We start from the raw sequence: 15,686 nt of genomic DNA on the forward strand, positions 1-15,686 counted from the left end.
GTGTTCGCCAAGCAGGCCCTAGGTCGGGACGCAGGCCCGGCCGGGAACCCGACCCCCGTTGAGGAGCCGCCGTGCACCCCGATCTCGCCGCCCAGGCCGCCGACCTCTACCGCGCCGAACGCGAGCAGGAAGCCAGGCAGGCCCGCTTGGTGCGCACGTCCCGCGCGGCGCGCCGGCGCCCGGCCCCGCGCGGCCGGTCAGAACCACAGGGCCGGCAGGAGGATCAGCCCGGCCAACGCTGAGACCAGCAGGATCCCGGACCCGAGCAGGATGTGCTTCGGGGCCCACCACGCCCGGTCCCGGGGCGGCCCCGGGGTGAGCAGCGTGAAGTCGCCGGGGTCGTCGGGGGCGTGACGCACCGGGATCCGGTCGCCGACGCGGGACGGGGACCGGGTTCCGGGGCTCCCGTCGCGGCGGTGGATCTCCCGGCCGTCGGGCAGCACGAACCGCACGACCCGCTGGTGGACCCGCGTCGGGATCTGGTTCCTTCCGCCGGAGAGCCGGGACCAGGCGTCGGTGACCGTCGCCTCCGCCCCCGCGGTGTGGTGCTCCGGGACCTGCCCGGCCCGGCGCAGCGCCTGTACCGCACGCACGATCAGGACGACCCCCAGGCCCGCGAAGAACGGCGGCAGGAGCAGGGGGAGGAAGCCGGCCGAGCCCGTCCCGACGAGGACGAAGAGCAGCAGGAACACCGCGGCGCCCCCGAGCAGGGCCAGGCCGTGGGTGTAGGACGCTCCGCCCGGGCGGCGTCCGTGCGGGTTCACCGGGTAGAAGGCGCCGTCACCCGGCCGGGCCGCGCGCAGCACCGCCACGTTCCCCGGGTCGTCGGGGTGGTGGACCGCCTCCACGGGTGTGCCCTCGCGCACCAGGTGCCCGCCCAGCCCGCTCGTGTCGTCGGCCTCCCAGCGCGCGCCGTCGGCCCCGTGCAGCCGGACGGTCACCGGGTGGCCGTGCGGGCTGCGATTCAGCGGGTGCACACGCGTGACGACACCCCGCACCGGAACGCCGCGGCTGCGGAGCTCGTCGGCGTCCTCCTGCCGGGAACGCACACGCAGCAGGTCGCGCACCGCGTACACGGAGACGGCCGCGGCGGCCAGGGTCGGGAGGGCGAGCATTTCGAGGAGCTCGTTGTCCACGGCGGGGCTCCCGGGGGTGGAGGGGCGGTGACCCGGACGGGTCCCGCACCCCGTTCCGATGCCCCCGGGCGGCCCGTGGTTCCGTGAACCGTGTCGGTCCGGACTCAGTCCAGGGCGCGCACGCCCTCGGGTACCGCGGTGCCGTCCGCCGACACCGCCGCCGTCACGTGCTCGGTCGACAGGCGCTGCGCGAGCCCGTCGGCGGAACCCGGTGTGAGCACCAGCGGGGTGCCCGCGTGCACGGCCGCGCCCAGCAGGGAGAGGTCCGCGCCGAGCACCGACAGCGGGGCGTCCTCCCCGGCCAGGACGGCGATGCGGTCCTTCTCGCCCAGGTCCCACGCCTCGGCCCGCGCGCGCCCGGCCTCCACCAGCTCGGCGCCGGTGTACTCGCGGTCGGTGCGCAGGGCCGCTTCCGCGGGGTCCACGGGGTAGTGCGCGAAGTGGTCGCCGTGGCCGCGCACCTCGACGGTGTAGTCGGTGACCATCGGCGGCGTTCCGCTCAGAGGCAGGCCCAGCGGGTGAAGGGAGGTGCCCACGACCTCCTCGGCGCCGCTGTCCAACGCCGCCTCCAGCCGGTCGGAGTCGGCGACCGCGAACTGGGCGCCCGAGGGCACCTCACCGGGGCGGGCCGGCTCGGCGATCGCGCCCACCGACCACGACGCGAGCAGCCACACCAGCGACTGCCAGTGCAGGGGCAGGGCCACGGCCACCCGGTCGCCGGGTTGGGCGCCCAGGCCGTCGATGAGCATGTTCGAGGTCTTGGAGACCCAGTTGTCCACGGTGGCGCGGGACAGCTCGACCCGGCCGCCGGAGGCGTCGTAGGCGGTCACGAAGGGGCGGGCGGGGTCGGCGGCCACGAGGGCGCGCCACGCGGGGCCCGGTGCGGCAGGTGTGTCGGACATGCCCACAGCTTAGGAGCGGTGACCCCGTGGCCTTCCCGGCGGCCCACGGGGTCGGGCCGAGCCACGCGCGTGCGGGCCGGCTCCGGGACCGATCGGACGAACCCGCTCTCGCCGGAGCGTCCCGCCCAAAGGGGGCTCGGCGTGCACGTGATGGCAGGAACTGCCAGAGTGACCCCATGCGCTTGTCTCCCGGACGATTCCTCGCCCGTGTCACCGCGCTCCCCGCGATCGCAGTCTCCGCCTGGCTCCTGGTGACCTTCCCCCTCCTCGCCCTGGGGGCGTTCACCCCGTTGCTCTCGGCGATCTTCGGCATCCCCGCCGTCGTCGCCGCGTGCACCCTCGTCCCGCGGCTGATCCCCGAACCGGAGGAGGACCGCGCGCCCTGGTGGCCGGTCGTGCTGGTCCTGCTCATCGTGGTGGTCTTCGCGGCCGTGCAGATCGCCTACCACGCCGAGGCCCTCGTGATCCGCCGCGATCCTGCCTCCTACGCGATGTACACGGTGTGGATCGCCGAGAACGGGTCCCTGCCGATCCCGCGCATGCACGAGCTCATCGCCGGCAACGACCCCGCGCTCAGTTACCAGAGCCTGGCCCACTACGAGCGCGACGACGTGATCTGGCCCCAGTTCATGGCAGGCGCACCGCTGCTCACCAGCATCGGTTACTGGCTGGGCGGGCTCACCGGGATGCTCGTCACCACGCCGGTCCTGGGCGCCCTCGGCGTCCTGGTCCTCGCCGGGCTCACCGCGCGCCTGGTCGGCGTGCGCTGGGCCCCGCTCGCCGCGCTGGTCCTGGCGGTCTGCCTCCCGCAGCAGTGGGTCAGCCGGTTCACCTACAGCGAGCCCGTCACACAGATCCTGCTCCTGGGCGGGCTCGTGCTGGCCTACGACGCCCTGTCCCGGCGCAGCGGCCTCACCGAGCGCTGGGGCCGGACCCACGTGCTCGCAGCCGCGGCCGGGCTGGTCTTCGGGCTCGCCCTGATCACCCGCATCGACGTGCTCCGCGACCTGCTGCCCGTGGTCGGGTTCCTCGGGCTCCTGCTGCTCGCCCGCCGCGGCCAGGCGGTCCCGATGCTGGGCGGGCTCACCGTCGGCGTGCTCATGGGCCTCTACGCCGGGTACGGGCTCTCCTACCCCTACCTGGAGTACCTGTCGGACTCCCTGGTCCCGCTCCTGATGATCTCGGGTGTGGTCGTCGCGCTCACCGTGGTCGCCACCGCCGCGCTCTGGCGCATGGGGCTGCCCCAGGTGTGGCGGGTGCGGTGGCTGCCCAACGCCGTCGCGATCGCCGCCGTCCTGCTCATGGTCGGGCTGGCCCTGCGCCCCGTCCTGTGGCCCGACTACGGCCACGGCAGCGACTTCACCGACCAGTGGGTCGCCGCCGTTCAGGAGATGGAGGGCCTGCCCGTCGAGGGCAGCCGCACCTACTACGACTTCAGCCTGTACTGGGTCGGCTGGTACGTCGGTCTGGGCAGCGTCCTGTTCGCGACCTTCGGCGTCGCCCTGGTCCTGCGCAAGCTCGCACAGGGCCGCCTCGCGCAGTGGCTGCTCCCGGCGATGCTCCTGAGCTGGACCGTGGTCACCACCCTGCTGCGCCCAGCCATCACCCCCGACCACCCGTGGGCCAGCCGGCGCCTCATCGTGCTGGTGATCCCGGCGTTCATCCTGTTCGCGGTGTGGTTCACGGCCTGGCTGACCCGGTACTGCGCCCGCGCCTCCGCCCCGGACCGCCGTGCACTGTCGGCCTCCTTGCCCGCGGTGGTGGCCGCCGGTGCGTCCGTGGCCATGATCGGCCCCACCGTGATCACGTCCGCGCAGGGGATCATGGGGTACAGACAGGACGTGGGCACCGTCGCCGCGACCGAGAACCTGTGCGCGTCGCTGCCCGAGGACGGGTCGGTGGTCGTGGTTGACTCCGGGATGGCGAGCAATTACATGCCGTTGATCCGGAACGTGTGCGGCCTGCCCACCGCCGCGATGAACGAACCCGTGCAGGAGGACGTCGACCGGGTCGTCGGAGAGATCCACGACCGCGACCGCACCGCCGTGCTCGCCGGACCGGAATGGCGACCGCTGCAAGAACTCACCGGAACCGAACCCGAACGCCCGTTCCGGGTGGTGGCCGAGATGGACCCGAGCACCCTCATGGAACCTCCGACGGGGAGCTGGGGTTTCGAGGGGGACGTGTGGATCTCCGTCGTCCCGCCCGACGAGAACACCCGCTGAACGACCCCGCTGAGAGAGGCATGACCCCTACACACGAACCCGCCCGCCCGGTCCCCGGTGGCCCGGAGGACGAACCCCGGGTGACGATCGTGCTGCCCTGCTACAACGAGGAGCACCACGTCGTCGACGAGGTCAAACGCATCTGTGCGGCCATGGACCAGTCGGGGTGGACCTACGAGCTCCTGGCGGTGGACGACGCCTCCACCGACGGGACCCTCGAACGCCTGCGCGACGTGCAGGACCTCTACCCGTCCATGCGCGTCATCGCCTTCGGCCACAACGGCGGGGCCGGGACGGTACGCCGCGTCGGCAGCAGCCGGGCGCGCGGGGAGTACGTGGTGTGGACCGACGCCGACATGAGCTACCCCAACGAGCGCATCCCCGAGCTCGTGCGCATGCTCGACGCCGACCCCGAGACCGACCAGGTCGTGGGCGCCCGCACCACCGAGACGGGGTCGCACAAGGCGCTGCGGGTGCCGGCCAAGTGGATGATCCGCAAGATCGCCGAGGGCCTGACCCGCACGCGCATCCCCGACCTCAACTCCGGACTGCGGGTGTTCCGCCGCGACGTCGCCCGCCCGTACCTGCGCTTGCTGCCGCCCGGGTTCTCCTGCGTCACGACCATCACGCTGGCGTTCCTGTCCAACCAGCACCCGGTGCGGTACGTGCCCATCGAGTACGCCACACGGGCGGGGCGTTCCAAGTTCCGTTTCGTCAGCGACGCCTACCGCTACATCCTCCAGGTGTTGCGGATGGTCATGTATTTCCATCCCCTCAAGGTCCTGATGCCGCCCGCCCTGGTCCTCCTCGGCCTCGGCGCCGGCAAGTTCGTCTTCGACCAGGTGCGCAACCCGCTGTACATGCCCAACAACACCGTCATGATCCTCATGACCGGGCTGATCATCGGCGCGATGGCGCTCCTGGCCGACCTGATCGTGCGCTCCAGGGAGCACTCGTGAGGATCACCCTCGTCGGCCCCGCCCACCCCTACAAGGGCGGAGGGGCCCGCCACACCACCGAACTCGCCCACCGGCTCTCCGCCCGGGGGCACAGCACCGCGATCGAGTCGTGGCACGCGCAGTACCCGTCGCTGCTCTACCCGGGGCAGCAGACCATCGCCGACCCGGAGGCCGAGACGTTCTCCGGCACCCGCCACCGCCTGGCCTGGTACCGGCCGGACGGGTGGTGGCGCACGGGCCGGAGGCTCGCACGCGAGTCCGACCTGGTCGTGCTCACCCTGTTCTCGCCCGCGCAGATCCCCGCCTACCTGGGCATCCTCGCCGGGCTGTGCTCGCGCCGGGACCGCGCGCGGGTGGTGGCGCTGTGCCACAACGTGCTGCCGCACGAACGGCGTTCCGTGGACGTCAGCCTCACCCGGGCCCTGCTGCGGAGGGTCGACGGGATCCTCACGCACAGCGCCGAGCAGGCCCACCTCGCGCGGGGGCTGCTGCGCGGGGACCAGGCCGACCCGGTCGTGGCCTCGATGCCGCCGCACCTGCCCGAGACCGGGGGCGCGGTGGAACAGCCGTGCGGGGAACGCCGCCACCTGCTCTTCCTCGGGATGGTGCGGCCGTACAAGGGCGTGGACCTGCTGCTGCGCGCGCTGGCCGAGGGCGCGCCGGACGACGTCGCGCTCACCGTCGCGGGCGAGTTCTGGGGCGGGACCGCGGAGCTGTCCGCGCTCGCCGGGGAACTGGGCCTGAGCGACCGGGTGACGCTGCGCGACGGGTACGTGCCGGCCGAGGAGCTGCCGGAGCTGTTCGCCGGCGCCGACGCGGCCGTGCTCCCGTACCGTTCGGCGACCGCGACGCAGAACGTGTGGATGGCGCACGAACACGGCGTCCCGGTGATCGCCACGCGTGCGGGGACCCTGCCGGACCACGTGAGCGAGGGTGTGGACGGCCTGCTGTGCGCCCCCGGCGAGGTGGAGGACCTGGCACGGGCGCTGCGTGAGTTCTACATGCCCGGGGTGCCGGAGAAACTGCGCGCCGGTGTACGCCCCGTCGACCCCGGGCCGCACTGGGACACCTACGTGGGGCGGTTGCTCTCCTCGGCCTGAGCGCTCCCGTGCGGGCCGGGGCGTGAACGCGAGGCGAGCAGGCCCGTCCCGGCCCACGCGAGGTCGGCGACGGTCATGACCAGGCGGGACAGGACGGCGAGCACGAGTGCGGCGCCCGCGTCCACGACCGGGGCGAGCGCGACGACCAGGACGGCCTCGCGCACGCCCAGGCCCGCGGGCGCGAAGACCACGAGCAGGCCCAGGGTCCACGCGAGTGCGTAGGCGCCCACGGCCGGGCCGAGCGAGGAGAGCGGGTCGCCGCCGACGGCCCACGTGAGGACCCACAGGTGGGCGCCGAGGGGGATCCACGCGATCAGGGTCCAGGCGACGGCGGCGGTGATCGCGCGTCCGCCCACGTCCAGGGACCCGGACTCGGCGACCTCCCGGAACCGCGCGAACGGGCGTGCCGCCAGCCCCAGCCCCCACGCGACCACCTTCGGGTGCAGGGCGGCCAGCAGCAGCGGGGCGAGCGCGAGCGCCCACCACCAGCGCCTGGCGGCCTCGGCCGAGGACAGGGGCAGCGCGACCGCTGCGACCGCGAGCCCGGTCGCGACCGTCACGGCCACGGCGAGCAGGGTGGCGGCGGCGCCGCGCGTGCGGGGGACGGCGTGGTCGCGGGCCAGTTCCACCTGGGCGACGAAGGCCCACACGGAACCGGGCAGGTACTTGCCGAGCTGGCCGACGAACATCACGCGCGCCGCCACACGGCGGGGGAGGGGCGAACCCAGCCCGGCCAGCAGCGCCCGCCACGCCATCATCTGCGCGGCGAGCCCGGCCATCCCGGCCAGGACCGCGGCGGGCGGCGCCCACGGCGGGAGGTCGAGGAGGGCCTCGCGCGCCTGACCCCAGTGGGTGTGCAGCGCCCACCCGGCGGCCGCGCACACGAGCACGAGCAGCCCCAGGCGTACCGCCCGGTTGGCGCGCAGGCGGGCGAGGAGGCCGGGCGCCCCGGCCTCGCCGGGTTCGCCGGTCCCGCCGGCTCCGTTCGCGGTGCGTTCCACGCCTCGACTCTAGGCGTGCCGTGCGGTGGGGTCGGCGACCTCATGCCGGGGATCTTGCTACCAGAGCCGGTAACGGCGCCCAAGTCGGCTCTGGTGGCAAGATCCCGCGACTGGGGGCGGTGCGCTCGCGGGCCCGCGCGGGCCGACGCGTAGGGTGCGCGTATGAGTGGTGCGAACGACCCGGATTCCGTCACACCCCCGACCCCGTCGGCGATGCGCAGGGCCCTGGCCCGCGCGCGGGACGGCAAGACCCTGGACGCGACCGAGGCCGAAGTGCTCCTGCACGCGCGCGGCGAGGACCTCGAGACCCTGCTCGACCACGCCGGCCGTGTGCGCGACGCCGGCCTGGAGGCCCACGGCCGGCCCGGGGTGGTCACCTACAGCCGCAAGGTCTTCGTCCCCCTGACCCGCTTGTGCCGCGACCGCTGCCACTACTGCACGTTCGCGACCGTGCCCGGCAGGCTCGACGCCCCCTTCCTGTCTCCGGACGAGGTCCTCGACATCGCCCGCGAGGGCGCCGCCATGGGCTGCAAGGAGGCCCTCTTCACGCTCGGCGACCGCCCCGAGGACCGCTGGAGCCAGGCCGCCGAGTGGCTGGGCGCGCACGGATACGACGACACGCTCTCCTACGTCCGGGCCATGGCGATCATGGTCCTGGAGGAGACCGGCCTGCTCCCGCACCTCAACCCGGGCGTGCTGGGCTGGTCCGACCTCCAGCGCCTCAAACCGGTCGCCCCGTCCATGGGGATGATGCTGGAGACCACCTCCGAGCGCCTGTTCACCGAGAAGGGCCAGGCGCACTACGGCAGCCCGGACAAGGACCCCGCGGTCCGCCTCCGGGTGCTCGAGGACGCCGGGCGCTCCAACGTCCCCTTCACCACCGGGATCCTGCTCGGCATCGGCGAGAACCACACCGAGCGCGCCGAGTCGATCTTCGCGATGCGCGGGGCCGCCCGTCGCTACGGCGGGATCCAGGAGGTCATCGTGCAGAACTTCCGGGCCAAACCCGCCACCGCGATGATGAACCGCCCGGACGCCGAGATCGACGAGATGGCGGCGACGATCGCCGTGACCCGCCTGGTCATGGGCCCCAAGGCGCACATCCAGGCCCCGCCCAACCTCATCGGCGGCGAACACGGCGGCCGCGACGAGTACGCCCTCATGCTCCGTGCGGGCATCGACGACTGGGGCGGGGTCTCACCGCTCACCCCCGACCACGTCAACCCCGAACGCCCCTGGCCCCAGATCGACGACCTGGCCGCCCGCACCACCGAGCACGGATTCACCCTGCGCGAGCGCCTCACCGTCTACCCCGAGTACGTGCGCGCGGGGGAACCGTGGCTGGACCCGCGCATCTCCGCCCACGTCGCCGCCCTCGCAGACCCGGAGACCGGCCTGGCCGCGGAGGACGCCCCTGTGCGCGGCCGCCCGTGGCAGGAGCCCGAGGCCGCCCTCACCTCCACCGGGCGCACCGACCTGCACACCGGCATCGACGCCGAGGGCCGCACCGGCGACCGCCGCGGCGACTTCGACGCGGTCTACGGCGACTGGGACGAGCTCAGCGCGGGCGTGGACCGCGAGGGCGCCGTCCCGCGCCGGTTCGACCCGGACATCGCCGACGCCCTCCGTGCCGCCGAGCACGACCCGGCCGGCCTCGACGACGACCAGGCCCTCGCGCTCCTGCACGCCGACGGCCCCGAGCTCGAGGCCCTCACCGGCCTGGCCGACCGGGTGCGCCGCGACACCGTGGGCGACGACGTCACCTACATCGTCACCAGGAACATCAACTTCACGAACGTCTGTTACACGGGCTGCCGTTTCTGCGCCTTCGCCCAGCGCCGGACCGACGCCGACGCCTACACGCTGTCCCTGGACCAGGTCGCCGACCGGGCCGAGGAGGCGTGGAAGGCCGGCGCCTCCGAGGTGTGCATGCAGGGCGGTATCCACCCCGACCTGCCCGGCAGCGCCTACTTCGACCTGGCCGCGGCGGTGCGCGAACGTGTCCCGGACATGCACGTGCACGCCTTCAGCCCGATGGAGGTCGTCAACGGCGCGGCCCGCACCGACCTCCCGGTGCGCGAGTGGCTCACCCGGGCGCGCGACGCAGGCCTGGGGTCCCTCCCGGGCACGGCCGCGGAGATCCTCGACGACGAGGTGCGGTGGATCCTCACCAAGGGCAAGCTGCCCGCCCGCGAGTGGATCGACGTGGTGACCACCGCGCACGACCTGGGCCTGCCGACCACGTCCACGATGATGTACGGCCACGTGGACTCGCCCCACCACTGGGTCGCGCACATCAAGCTGATCCGGTCGCTGCAGGAACGTTCGCTGGAACGCAACGGCGTGCGCGGGTTCACCGAGTTCGTGCCGCTGCCGTTCGTGCACACCAACGCGCCCATCTACCTCGCCGGCCTGGCGCGCACCGGGCCGACCGTGCGGGAGAACCGTGCGGTGCACGCCCTGGCGCGGCTGCTGCTGCACGGCGCGATCGACAACATCCAGTGCTCGTGGGTCAAGCTCGCCGAGGACACCTGCCGCCAGTTGCTGGCCGGCGGCGTCAACGACGTGGGCGGCACGCTCATGGAGGAGACGATCAGCCGGATGGCCGGTTCCGGCGAGGGTTCGTACAAGACCATCAGCGACATCCGGGCGCTGGTGGAGCCCACGGGCCGCCCGCTGCGCCAGCGCACCACGCTCTACGGCCCGGTGAGCGAGGAGCGCCTCCGGGTGGCCGAGGAGAACGACGGGGTGGCCCCGAGCATCCTGCGCCCCAACCTGCCGCTGGTCTGACCCGCCGCACACGAAGGGGCGGGGCGCCGGGGGATCGGCGCCCCGCCCGTCGGGGAAAGGTCAGTTCAGGCGCGGGGCCACGGTGTCGGCGAACGCGTACCCGTTCGCGGCGTCCCAGTTGATCGACCAGGTCATCACGCCGCCGATCGGGCCGTAGGGCGACTCGGGCGAGAACGAACCGCAGGAGGAGCCCTCCTCCAGGCAGTCCAGGGCGTCGACGACACCCTCGGGCTCCAGGTACCCGCCGCCGGCGGCGTCCTCCGTGGCGGGCAGGCCGAGGCCGACCTGGTGGGGTTCGAGGTCCATCTCCAGCTGGATGCAGGCGAGCGCGGCCACGAAGTCGGACGTGCCCTGCTCGTACACCGAACCGTCGCAGCCCTCCATCGACCCGGAGTTGTAGTACTGCATGTTCACCAGCGTGAGGATGTCGGAGATGTTCTCCGCGAGCTGGTAGTAGTCCTCGTCCGGGCTCTGGAAGTCGATGGTCTGCGGCGCCATCGTGATGATCGGGTCGGTGTCGGCGAGACCGTCGAGCTGCTGCAGGGCGTCGGTCATGTGCTCGGCGTCGATGCCGTGCTCGAGGTCGATGTCGACGCCGTCGAACCCGTAGTCCTCCATGAGTTCGTGTGTGGTCTCGGCGAAGTTCTCGGCCTGCTCGGGGTCGGTCACGTCGACGTGACCGAGTTCGCCGCCGACGGAGATGATGACGCTGGTCCCGGCGTCCTGCAGGCCGGCGAGGTCGTCGCGGAACTCCTCGTCGGTGTAGCCGTCGAGTTCGTCGCCGGCCACATCGAAGGTGATGCCTCCGTCGAGCTCGGGGTGGTTGTCGGCGAAGGCCACGGCCACGAGGTTGTACTCCTCGGGCACGTCGGCGAGCGGCATGACCGTGGACCCGTTGTCGAAGTTGTGCCAGTACCCGGTGAGCCACTGCCCGTCCTGCTGGGGCGCGGTGTCGGCGACCGTGTCGGCCTCCTGCGGCCCGGGGGTCTGGGCCGCGGCGACACCTGCGGCACCGAGCGCGAGCGCGGCGGTCAGGGCGACGCCGGCGCGGACGCCGGTCCTGTTCCTCTTGCGGTGTGTGCTCAAGGGGGTTCCTTCCGTCGAGCGGGGGACGAAGGGGGGCTCGGAGAACCCGAAATTGTGAAGAAACCTTAGAGTTGCGTCGGGTCGCGGGTCAACGGGAATCGGAAAGTAAGTTTGCAGTTTCGTTGGGAACGCGGTCCCCGGCGCATCCGTCCCCCTGGTCACCCCCGTCAGTCCCCGTACGCGCCCCCGCCCGAGTCCCGCATGTCGAGGTCGCGGTTGAGCTTCTGGAAGACGTCGTGGTCGATCCGCCCCTCCCGGTACAGCGACTCCAGCCGGTCCCGGCGGGCCTGGATGATCTGCCCGTGCACCGCCACCCCGCTCTCGAAGCGCCGCCGTGCGCCGTCGTCCTCCGACATCAGGCCCTGGAGCTCGGAGAGCCGGCGTGAGTACACCGAACGCACCGACTCGGCGGTCTTCTCGTCCACGGCCCCGGAGGTCTGCAGCTCGTCCACCTTCTGCAGGGCCGCGCAGCTCATCTCGTAGTCGGCGTCGAGCACCTCGCGCTGCATCTGGTCGCCCTTGGTCAGGCCCAGCTTGCGCAGCAGGAGGGGCAGGGTCAGGCCCTGGATCAGGAGCGTGCCCATGACCACCACCCCGGCGATGTAGATGAGGCCGCCCCGTTCGGTGAAGGCCTCCCCGCCGATCGTCGCCGGCAGGGACAGCGCGATGGCCAGGGACACCGCGCCCCGCATACCGCTCCAGCCGATCACCACACGTTCGCGCAGGTTCGACACGTCCAGTTCCAGCCGCGGTACGAACTGCTGCAACGGGATCACCGCCAGCATCAGCAGCATCCTCAGCACCACCGCGACCAGCGTGACCACCAGGGCCACCCAGGTCAGCTGCCACAGGGAGTAGTGCTCCTGCACCGACGTGACCACCGCGTCCAGCTGCAGCCCGAGCAGGACGAAGAGCATCGCCTCCAGCAGCGTCACCAGGGTCTTCCACACCACCTGCCCGGTCAGCCGCACGCGCGGCGGTAGCGGGCCCTCCCCGCGGCCGCCGAGCACGAAGCCGGCGACCACGGCGGCCAGCACCCCGGAGAAACCGGCCTTCTCCGCGGGCACGTAGGCCACGAACGGGGTGATCAGGGCGACCATGAGCTGGATCGAGGGGTCGCGCAGCTTCGGGCGCACCCACAGGATGAACCAGGACACCAGCCCGCCGTAGACGAGGCCGCCGACGACCACCGAACCCAGCGTCACCAGGCCCTCGGTCGGCGGCAGCGGGTGCGCCATCGAGGTCACCGCCAGGCTGAACAGGGTCAGGGCCACCCCGTCGTTGACCAGGCTCTCGCCCTCCAGGATCGTCATGACCCGGCGCGGGGTGCCCACCCGTTTGAGGATCGCCGACGCCGAGACCGCGTCCGTGGGCGCCACCGCCGCGCCCAGGGCGATGGCGGCCGGCCACTCCACGGCCGGGATCAGCACGTAGATCACCGAGGCCATCCCGAACGCCGTCACCAGGGTGACCCCCACCGACATCACCAGGATGGGCCGGAACAGGTTGCGCATGTCCTTCGGCGAGGAGAAGAACGCCGCGTTGTAGATCAGCGGCGGCAGGAACACCAGGAGGATCACCTCGGGGGTGATCGACAGCGAGTGCATCCAGGGCACCACGCCGAGCACCATCCCCAGCAGGACCAGGACGATCGCGCTCGGCACACGCAGCCGGCCGGCCGCCAGCTGTCCCACGATCACCGCGACCACCACGACCAGCGTCGCGATCACGTACTCCTCGACGTCCACACGTCCCCCGTCCACCGAAACACTGAGAACCCAAATGGTGACTGTCAGTAGTATGAGCGGGCCGAGGGGGCCACCGCCGCCCGGGACCCGCAGTCGGACCAGGAGAGATACGACAGTGCTGAACGAGGCGACCGCCCCAGCCGAACGCACCGAGGCCCCACTGGCGGGGCTCGTCTCCTCGGCGATGCTCGTGCACGCCGTCTCGGCCCTGCTCGACCTCGGCGTGGTCGACCTCCTGGAGGACGGCCCGCGGGAGCTCGCCGACCTCGCGCGGGAGACCGGGGTCCCAGCCGAACGCCTGACCGTGGTCCTGCGCGCGGTCACCGCCGCCGGCCTGGTCCGCCAACCTGCCCCCGGGCGCCACGAACTCACCCCGGCCGGCAACCACCTGCGCCGCGGCGACGCCCTCGGCCTGCGCGACCTGTTCCGGATGTGCACCCATGGCGACTTCTTCCGCGCGTGGTCCCAGCTCGGCGCCGCCGTGGAGACCGGCCGCAGCCCGTTCGAACTGCAGACCGGCCGCGGGCTCTTCCCCTACCTGGCGGGGCGGCCCGAGGAGTCCGAGCTCTTCCGCCGCGCGATGAACGCCTCCGCCCCCGCCGACGTGCTGCTGCGTGCCGCGGACCTGTCCGGAGCCGCCACCGTCGCCGACCTCGGCGGGGGAGAGGGCGCCACTCTCGCCGCCGTCCTGCGGGCCCGCCCGGGGGCCGCGGGTGTGCTCTTCGACCTGCCCGAGGTCGTGGCCGGGGCCGGTCCCCTGCTGCGGCGCGAAGGGGTGGCCGACCGGTGCACCGTCGTGAGCGGCGACCTCTTCGAGGGCGTTCCGGCCGGCGCCGACGTCTACGTCATGGCCAGGGTCCTGCAGAACTGGGGTCCCGAGGACGCGGTCCGGATCCTGCGCAACGTACGCGACGCGATGCCGGAGACGGGCCGCCTGCTCGTGGTCGGCCACCTCTCCGACGACGAGCGCCCCGACCCCTTCGTCGAGGCGATCGGGCTGAGCATGTACGTGCTCTACGGGGCCCCGCCGCGCACCCGCGCGGACCACGAGGGGCTGTTCGCCCGGGCCGGGTTGGCGCTGCACGCGGTCCACCCGGTCCCGGACGGCGCATCGGTCATGGACGTCCGTCGCGCGTGAGCGGCCGCACCACCGCGTGCGCCTGCCCTGTGTGGAAACAGGAACCCTCGTCGTGCAGCTGCTCCACGACCGGCAGCAGGTCGTGGTAACAGCACACCGACGAGGGCACCCCCAACACCTCCGGGGTGGCCAGCAGGAACGGCAGCTCGGCGTGCAGGTAGGCCAGGCCGGCCCGGAACCGTGCGTCGTCGGCCGCCGCCCCGCCGCCGAGCAGCTTCCCGACGTGGGCCTCGCACGCGCCGCGCACACGCGCGTTGGTGTCGAACTCCCGCTCCAGCCGGTCCCGCACCGTGCGGTACCCGGGCAGGCCGACCGTCTCCGACAGCGCCAGGGAACGCAGATGCCCGGGGACGGCACCGACCGCCTCCAGCGCGCGGCGGATACGGCGGCGCACGTCCCGGAGCGAGCGCTTGGTGCGGCGGGCCGCCTGCTCCTCGTCGGCGCCGCCGGCCCGGTGCATGGTGTCCAGGTGCAGGTCGGTGTGGAGTACGTCGATGTGGGCGAAGCGCCGGCCCGCCCACCGCAGCAGCTGGGTGAGGCGTTCCTGGGTGAAGTAGCCGTTGCCCGCACTGACGCCGATGAGCGCGTGCTCCCCTCGGGCGAGCACACGCGCGCACGAGCGGGTGAAGGGCCGCACCTCGAGGCCGTCCTCCATCCGCAGGTCCTCGGGCGCGGAGCGGGTGGGCTCAGGCGGAGACGGCATCGGTCTCCTCCAGCACGGCAGCGAGCCGGTCGCAGAGGTCGTCGAGCAGGACGTCGAGTTCGCGGTCGGCCATCGCGCCGCACATGACGTCCTCCATGCGTGTGCGCAGTCCGTCCAGCCCGGGATGATCGCCGTGGCCCAGGTCGGAGCGCAGCGCCAGGACCCGGCGTGCGGCGTCCAGGCAGCGCAGCGGTCCGTACTCGCGGGGTTCCTCCAGCAGTCCGCGGCCGCTGCTGAGCAGGTAGGCGGCGAGCAGCAGGAGCTCCTCGCCGGTGTGTGGGGCCTCAGCCGTGCCAGCGCTCATCGCTGATCACCTCGTTCCGGTCGCGTCGTGGGGCCTTGTCGATGGGGCGTGCTGGGTGGCCGATCGTCACCAGGAGCAGGGGTTCGAGGTGGTCGGGCAGGCCGAGGAAGCGTCGGACGGGGGCTCTGCGGAAGCTCGCCGTGGGGCACCCGCCCAGGCCGAGGGCGTGCGCCGCGAGCAGCAGGTTCTCCACCGCCATGGCGACGCAGAGCATGCCCTCGTCCCAGGAACCCTCTCCGCCCACGGCGCGGGTGCGGTCGAAGCAGGCGGCCACGACCAGGGGTGGGGGTTCGATGATGCCGGGGGAGAAGGCCCGGAGCAGCCGGAGCGTTCTGCGGCGGCGGACGGTGACGAAGGCCCACGCCTGTTTGTTCGAGGCGGAGGGCGCGGCGAGCAGGGCGTCCGTCAGGTGTTCGAGGAGGTCGTCCGCGACGGGCCTGCCGTCGAAGGCGCGTACCACCCGCCGCGTGGTCAGTACTCGCAGGGCGTGGGCGGCCTGTGCCTCCGCCTCCGGCCCCGCGTCGGTGCTCACCACACTGAGCCTCACTCTCTGTCAAAGGTAAAATGCAGTGAGTAATATAACGCGTCGTACGA

14 protein-coding genes are annotated in these 15,686 nt (G+C 72.8%); 6 read left to right on the forward strand and 8 right to left on the reverse strand.

Annotated features, from left to right (window positions below):
• Window positions 1–71: 71 nt before the first annotated feature.
• Window positions 72–242, forward strand: coding sequence for a hypothetical protein (locus IDM40_RS13950; protein ID WP_193122425.1), 171 nt, complete (start codon window positions 72–74; stop codon window positions 240–242).
• Here the strand turns inward: IDM40_RS13950 and IDM40_RS13955 are convergent.
• Together IDM40_RS13955 and IDM40_RS13960 are read right to left on the reverse strand one after the other, a co-directional pair.
• On the reverse strand, window positions 198–1,136 hold the full coding sequence (locus IDM40_RS13955; RefSeq protein ID WP_193122426.1) for a DUF3592 domain-containing protein: 939 nt from the start codon (window positions 1,134–1,136) through the stop codon (window positions 198–200). The two genes, IDM40_RS13950 and IDM40_RS13955, sit on opposite strands and share 45 nt — an antisense overlap.
• 104 nt (window positions 1,137–1,240) lie before the next feature.
• A complete protein-coding gene (locus IDM40_RS13960; protein WP_193122427.1) occupies window positions 1,241–2,038 on the reverse strand; it encodes a TIGR03089 family protein in 798 nt (265 codons plus the stop codon).
• A gap of 176 nt (window positions 2,039–2,214) precedes the next feature.
• Between IDM40_RS13960 and IDM40_RS13965 the strand changes: the two genes are divergently transcribed.
• Genes IDM40_RS13965 through IDM40_RS13975 form a run of 3 tightly spaced genes read left to right on the forward strand, consistent with a single transcriptional unit; the run spans window position 2,215 to window position 6,322 of the window.
• Window positions 2,215–4,263 carry a hypothetical protein gene (locus tag IDM40_RS13965; RefSeq protein ID WP_193122428.1) on the forward strand — a complete coding sequence of 683 codons (2,049 nt, stop codon included), beginning with the start codon at window positions 2,215–2,217 and terminating at the stop codon, window positions 4,261–4,263.
• A 20-nt stretch (window positions 4,264–4,283) separates the two neighbouring features.
• The gene (locus IDM40_RS13970; protein ID WP_193122429.1) at window positions 4,284–5,222 is read left to right on the forward strand and encodes a glycosyltransferase family 2 protein; all 939 of its coding nucleotides are present in this window, start codon (window positions 4,284–4,286) and stop codon (window positions 5,220–5,222) included.
• Entirely contained in the window at window positions 5,219–6,322 is a 1,104-nt protein-coding gene (locus IDM40_RS13975; protein ID WP_193122430.1) for a glycosyltransferase family 4 protein, read from the forward strand. The genes IDM40_RS13970 and IDM40_RS13975 overlap by 4 nt, the downstream gene beginning before the upstream one ends.
• Here the strand turns inward: IDM40_RS13975 and IDM40_RS13980 are convergent.
• The gene (locus IDM40_RS13980) at window positions 6,292–7,323 is read right to left on the reverse strand and encodes a lysylphosphatidylglycerol synthase domain-containing protein (RefSeq protein WP_407939970.1); all 1,032 of its coding nucleotides are present in this window, start codon (window positions 7,321–7,323) and stop codon (window positions 6,292–6,294) included. The two genes, IDM40_RS13975 and IDM40_RS13980, sit on opposite strands and share 31 nt — an antisense overlap.
• Before the next feature lie 162 nt (window positions 7,324–7,485).
• On the opposite strand from IDM40_RS13980, the gene IDM40_RS13985 reads away from it, so the two are divergent.
• Window positions 7,486–10,113, forward strand: coding sequence for a bifunctional FO biosynthesis protein CofGH (locus IDM40_RS13985; protein WP_193122431.1), 2,628 nt, complete (start codon window positions 7,486–7,488; stop codon window positions 10,111–10,113).
• A gap of 60 nt (window positions 10,114–10,173) precedes the next feature.
• Here IDM40_RS13985 and IDM40_RS13990 read toward each other — a convergent pair whose 3' ends face one another.
• A complete protein-coding gene (locus tag IDM40_RS13990) occupies window positions 10,174–11,199 on the reverse strand; it encodes a chitinase (protein WP_193122432.1) in 1,026 nt (341 codons plus the stop codon).
• Window positions 11,200–11,366: 167 nt separating this feature from the next.
• Window positions 11,367–12,947, reverse strand: a complete 1,581-nt coding sequence (locus tag IDM40_RS13995) for a Na+/H+ antiporter (RefSeq protein ID WP_193122558.1) — start codon at window positions 12,945–12,947, stop codon at window positions 11,367–11,369.
• A gap of 118 nt (window positions 12,948–13,065) precedes the next feature.
• On the opposite strand from IDM40_RS13995, the gene IDM40_RS14000 reads away from it, so the two are divergent.
• Window positions 13,066–14,085 (forward strand): methyltransferase, encoded by a 1,020-nt coding sequence (locus IDM40_RS14000; protein ID WP_235997596.1) that lies wholly within the window; start codon window positions 13,066–13,068, stop codon window positions 14,083–14,085.
• Here the strand turns inward: IDM40_RS14000 and IDM40_RS14005 are convergent.
• From IDM40_RS14005 to IDM40_RS14015, 3 genes are read right to left on the reverse strand one after another with little or no spacing between them, the layout of a single operon-like run.
• Entirely contained in the window at window positions 14,063–14,788 is a 726-nt protein-coding gene (locus IDM40_RS14005; RefSeq protein WP_407939971.1) for a tRNA-dependent cyclodipeptide synthase, read from the reverse strand. The two genes, IDM40_RS14000 and IDM40_RS14005, sit on opposite strands and share 23 nt — an antisense overlap.
• Window positions 14,772–15,092 carry a DUF6092 family protein gene (locus IDM40_RS14010; RefSeq protein WP_193122433.1) on the reverse strand — a complete coding sequence of 107 codons (321 nt, stop codon included), beginning with the start codon at window positions 15,090–15,092 and terminating at the stop codon, window positions 14,772–14,774. The genes IDM40_RS14005 and IDM40_RS14010 overlap by 17 nt, the downstream gene beginning before the upstream one ends.
• Entirely contained in the window at window positions 15,073–15,627 is a 555-nt protein-coding gene (locus IDM40_RS14015; protein WP_193122434.1) for a nitroreductase family protein, read from the reverse strand. The genes IDM40_RS14010 and IDM40_RS14015 overlap by 20 nt, the downstream gene beginning before the upstream one ends.
• Window positions 15,628–15,686: the final 59 nt, after the last annotated feature.

Source organism: Nocardiopsis coralli (assembly GCF_014892575.1).
In the GTDB taxonomy this organism is placed as follows: domain Bacteria; phylum Actinomycetota; class Actinomycetes; order Streptosporangiales; family Streptosporangiaceae; genus Nocardiopsis; species Nocardiopsis coralli.

What these genes read in the sequence shown, in the direction of transcription:
- IDM40_RS13960 (WP_193122427.1), bottom strand. Translation starts at nt 2,038, where the DNA reads ATGTCCGACACACCTGCCGCACCGGGCCCCGCGTGGCGCGCCCTCGTG.
- IDM40_RS13965 (WP_193122428.1), top strand. Translation starts at nt 2,215, where the DNA reads ATGCGCTTGTCTCCCGGACGATTCCTCGCCCGTGTCACCGCGCTCCCC.
- IDM40_RS13970 (WP_193122429.1), top strand. Translation starts at nt 4,284, where the DNA reads ATGACCCCTACACACGAACCCGCCCGCCCGGTCCCCGGTGGCCCGGAG.
- IDM40_RS13985 (WP_193122431.1), top strand. Translation starts at nt 7,486, where the DNA reads ATGAGTGGTGCGAACGACCCGGATTCCGTCACACCCCCGACCCCGTCG.
- IDM40_RS14005 (WP_407939971.1), bottom strand. Translation starts at nt 14,788, where the DNA reads ATGCCGTCTCCGCCTGAGCCCACCCGCTCCGCGCCCGAGGACCTGCGG.
- IDM40_RS14010 (WP_193122433.1), bottom strand. Translation starts at nt 15,092, where the DNA reads ATGAGCGCTGGCACGGCTGAGGCCCCACACACCGGCGAGGAGCTCCTG.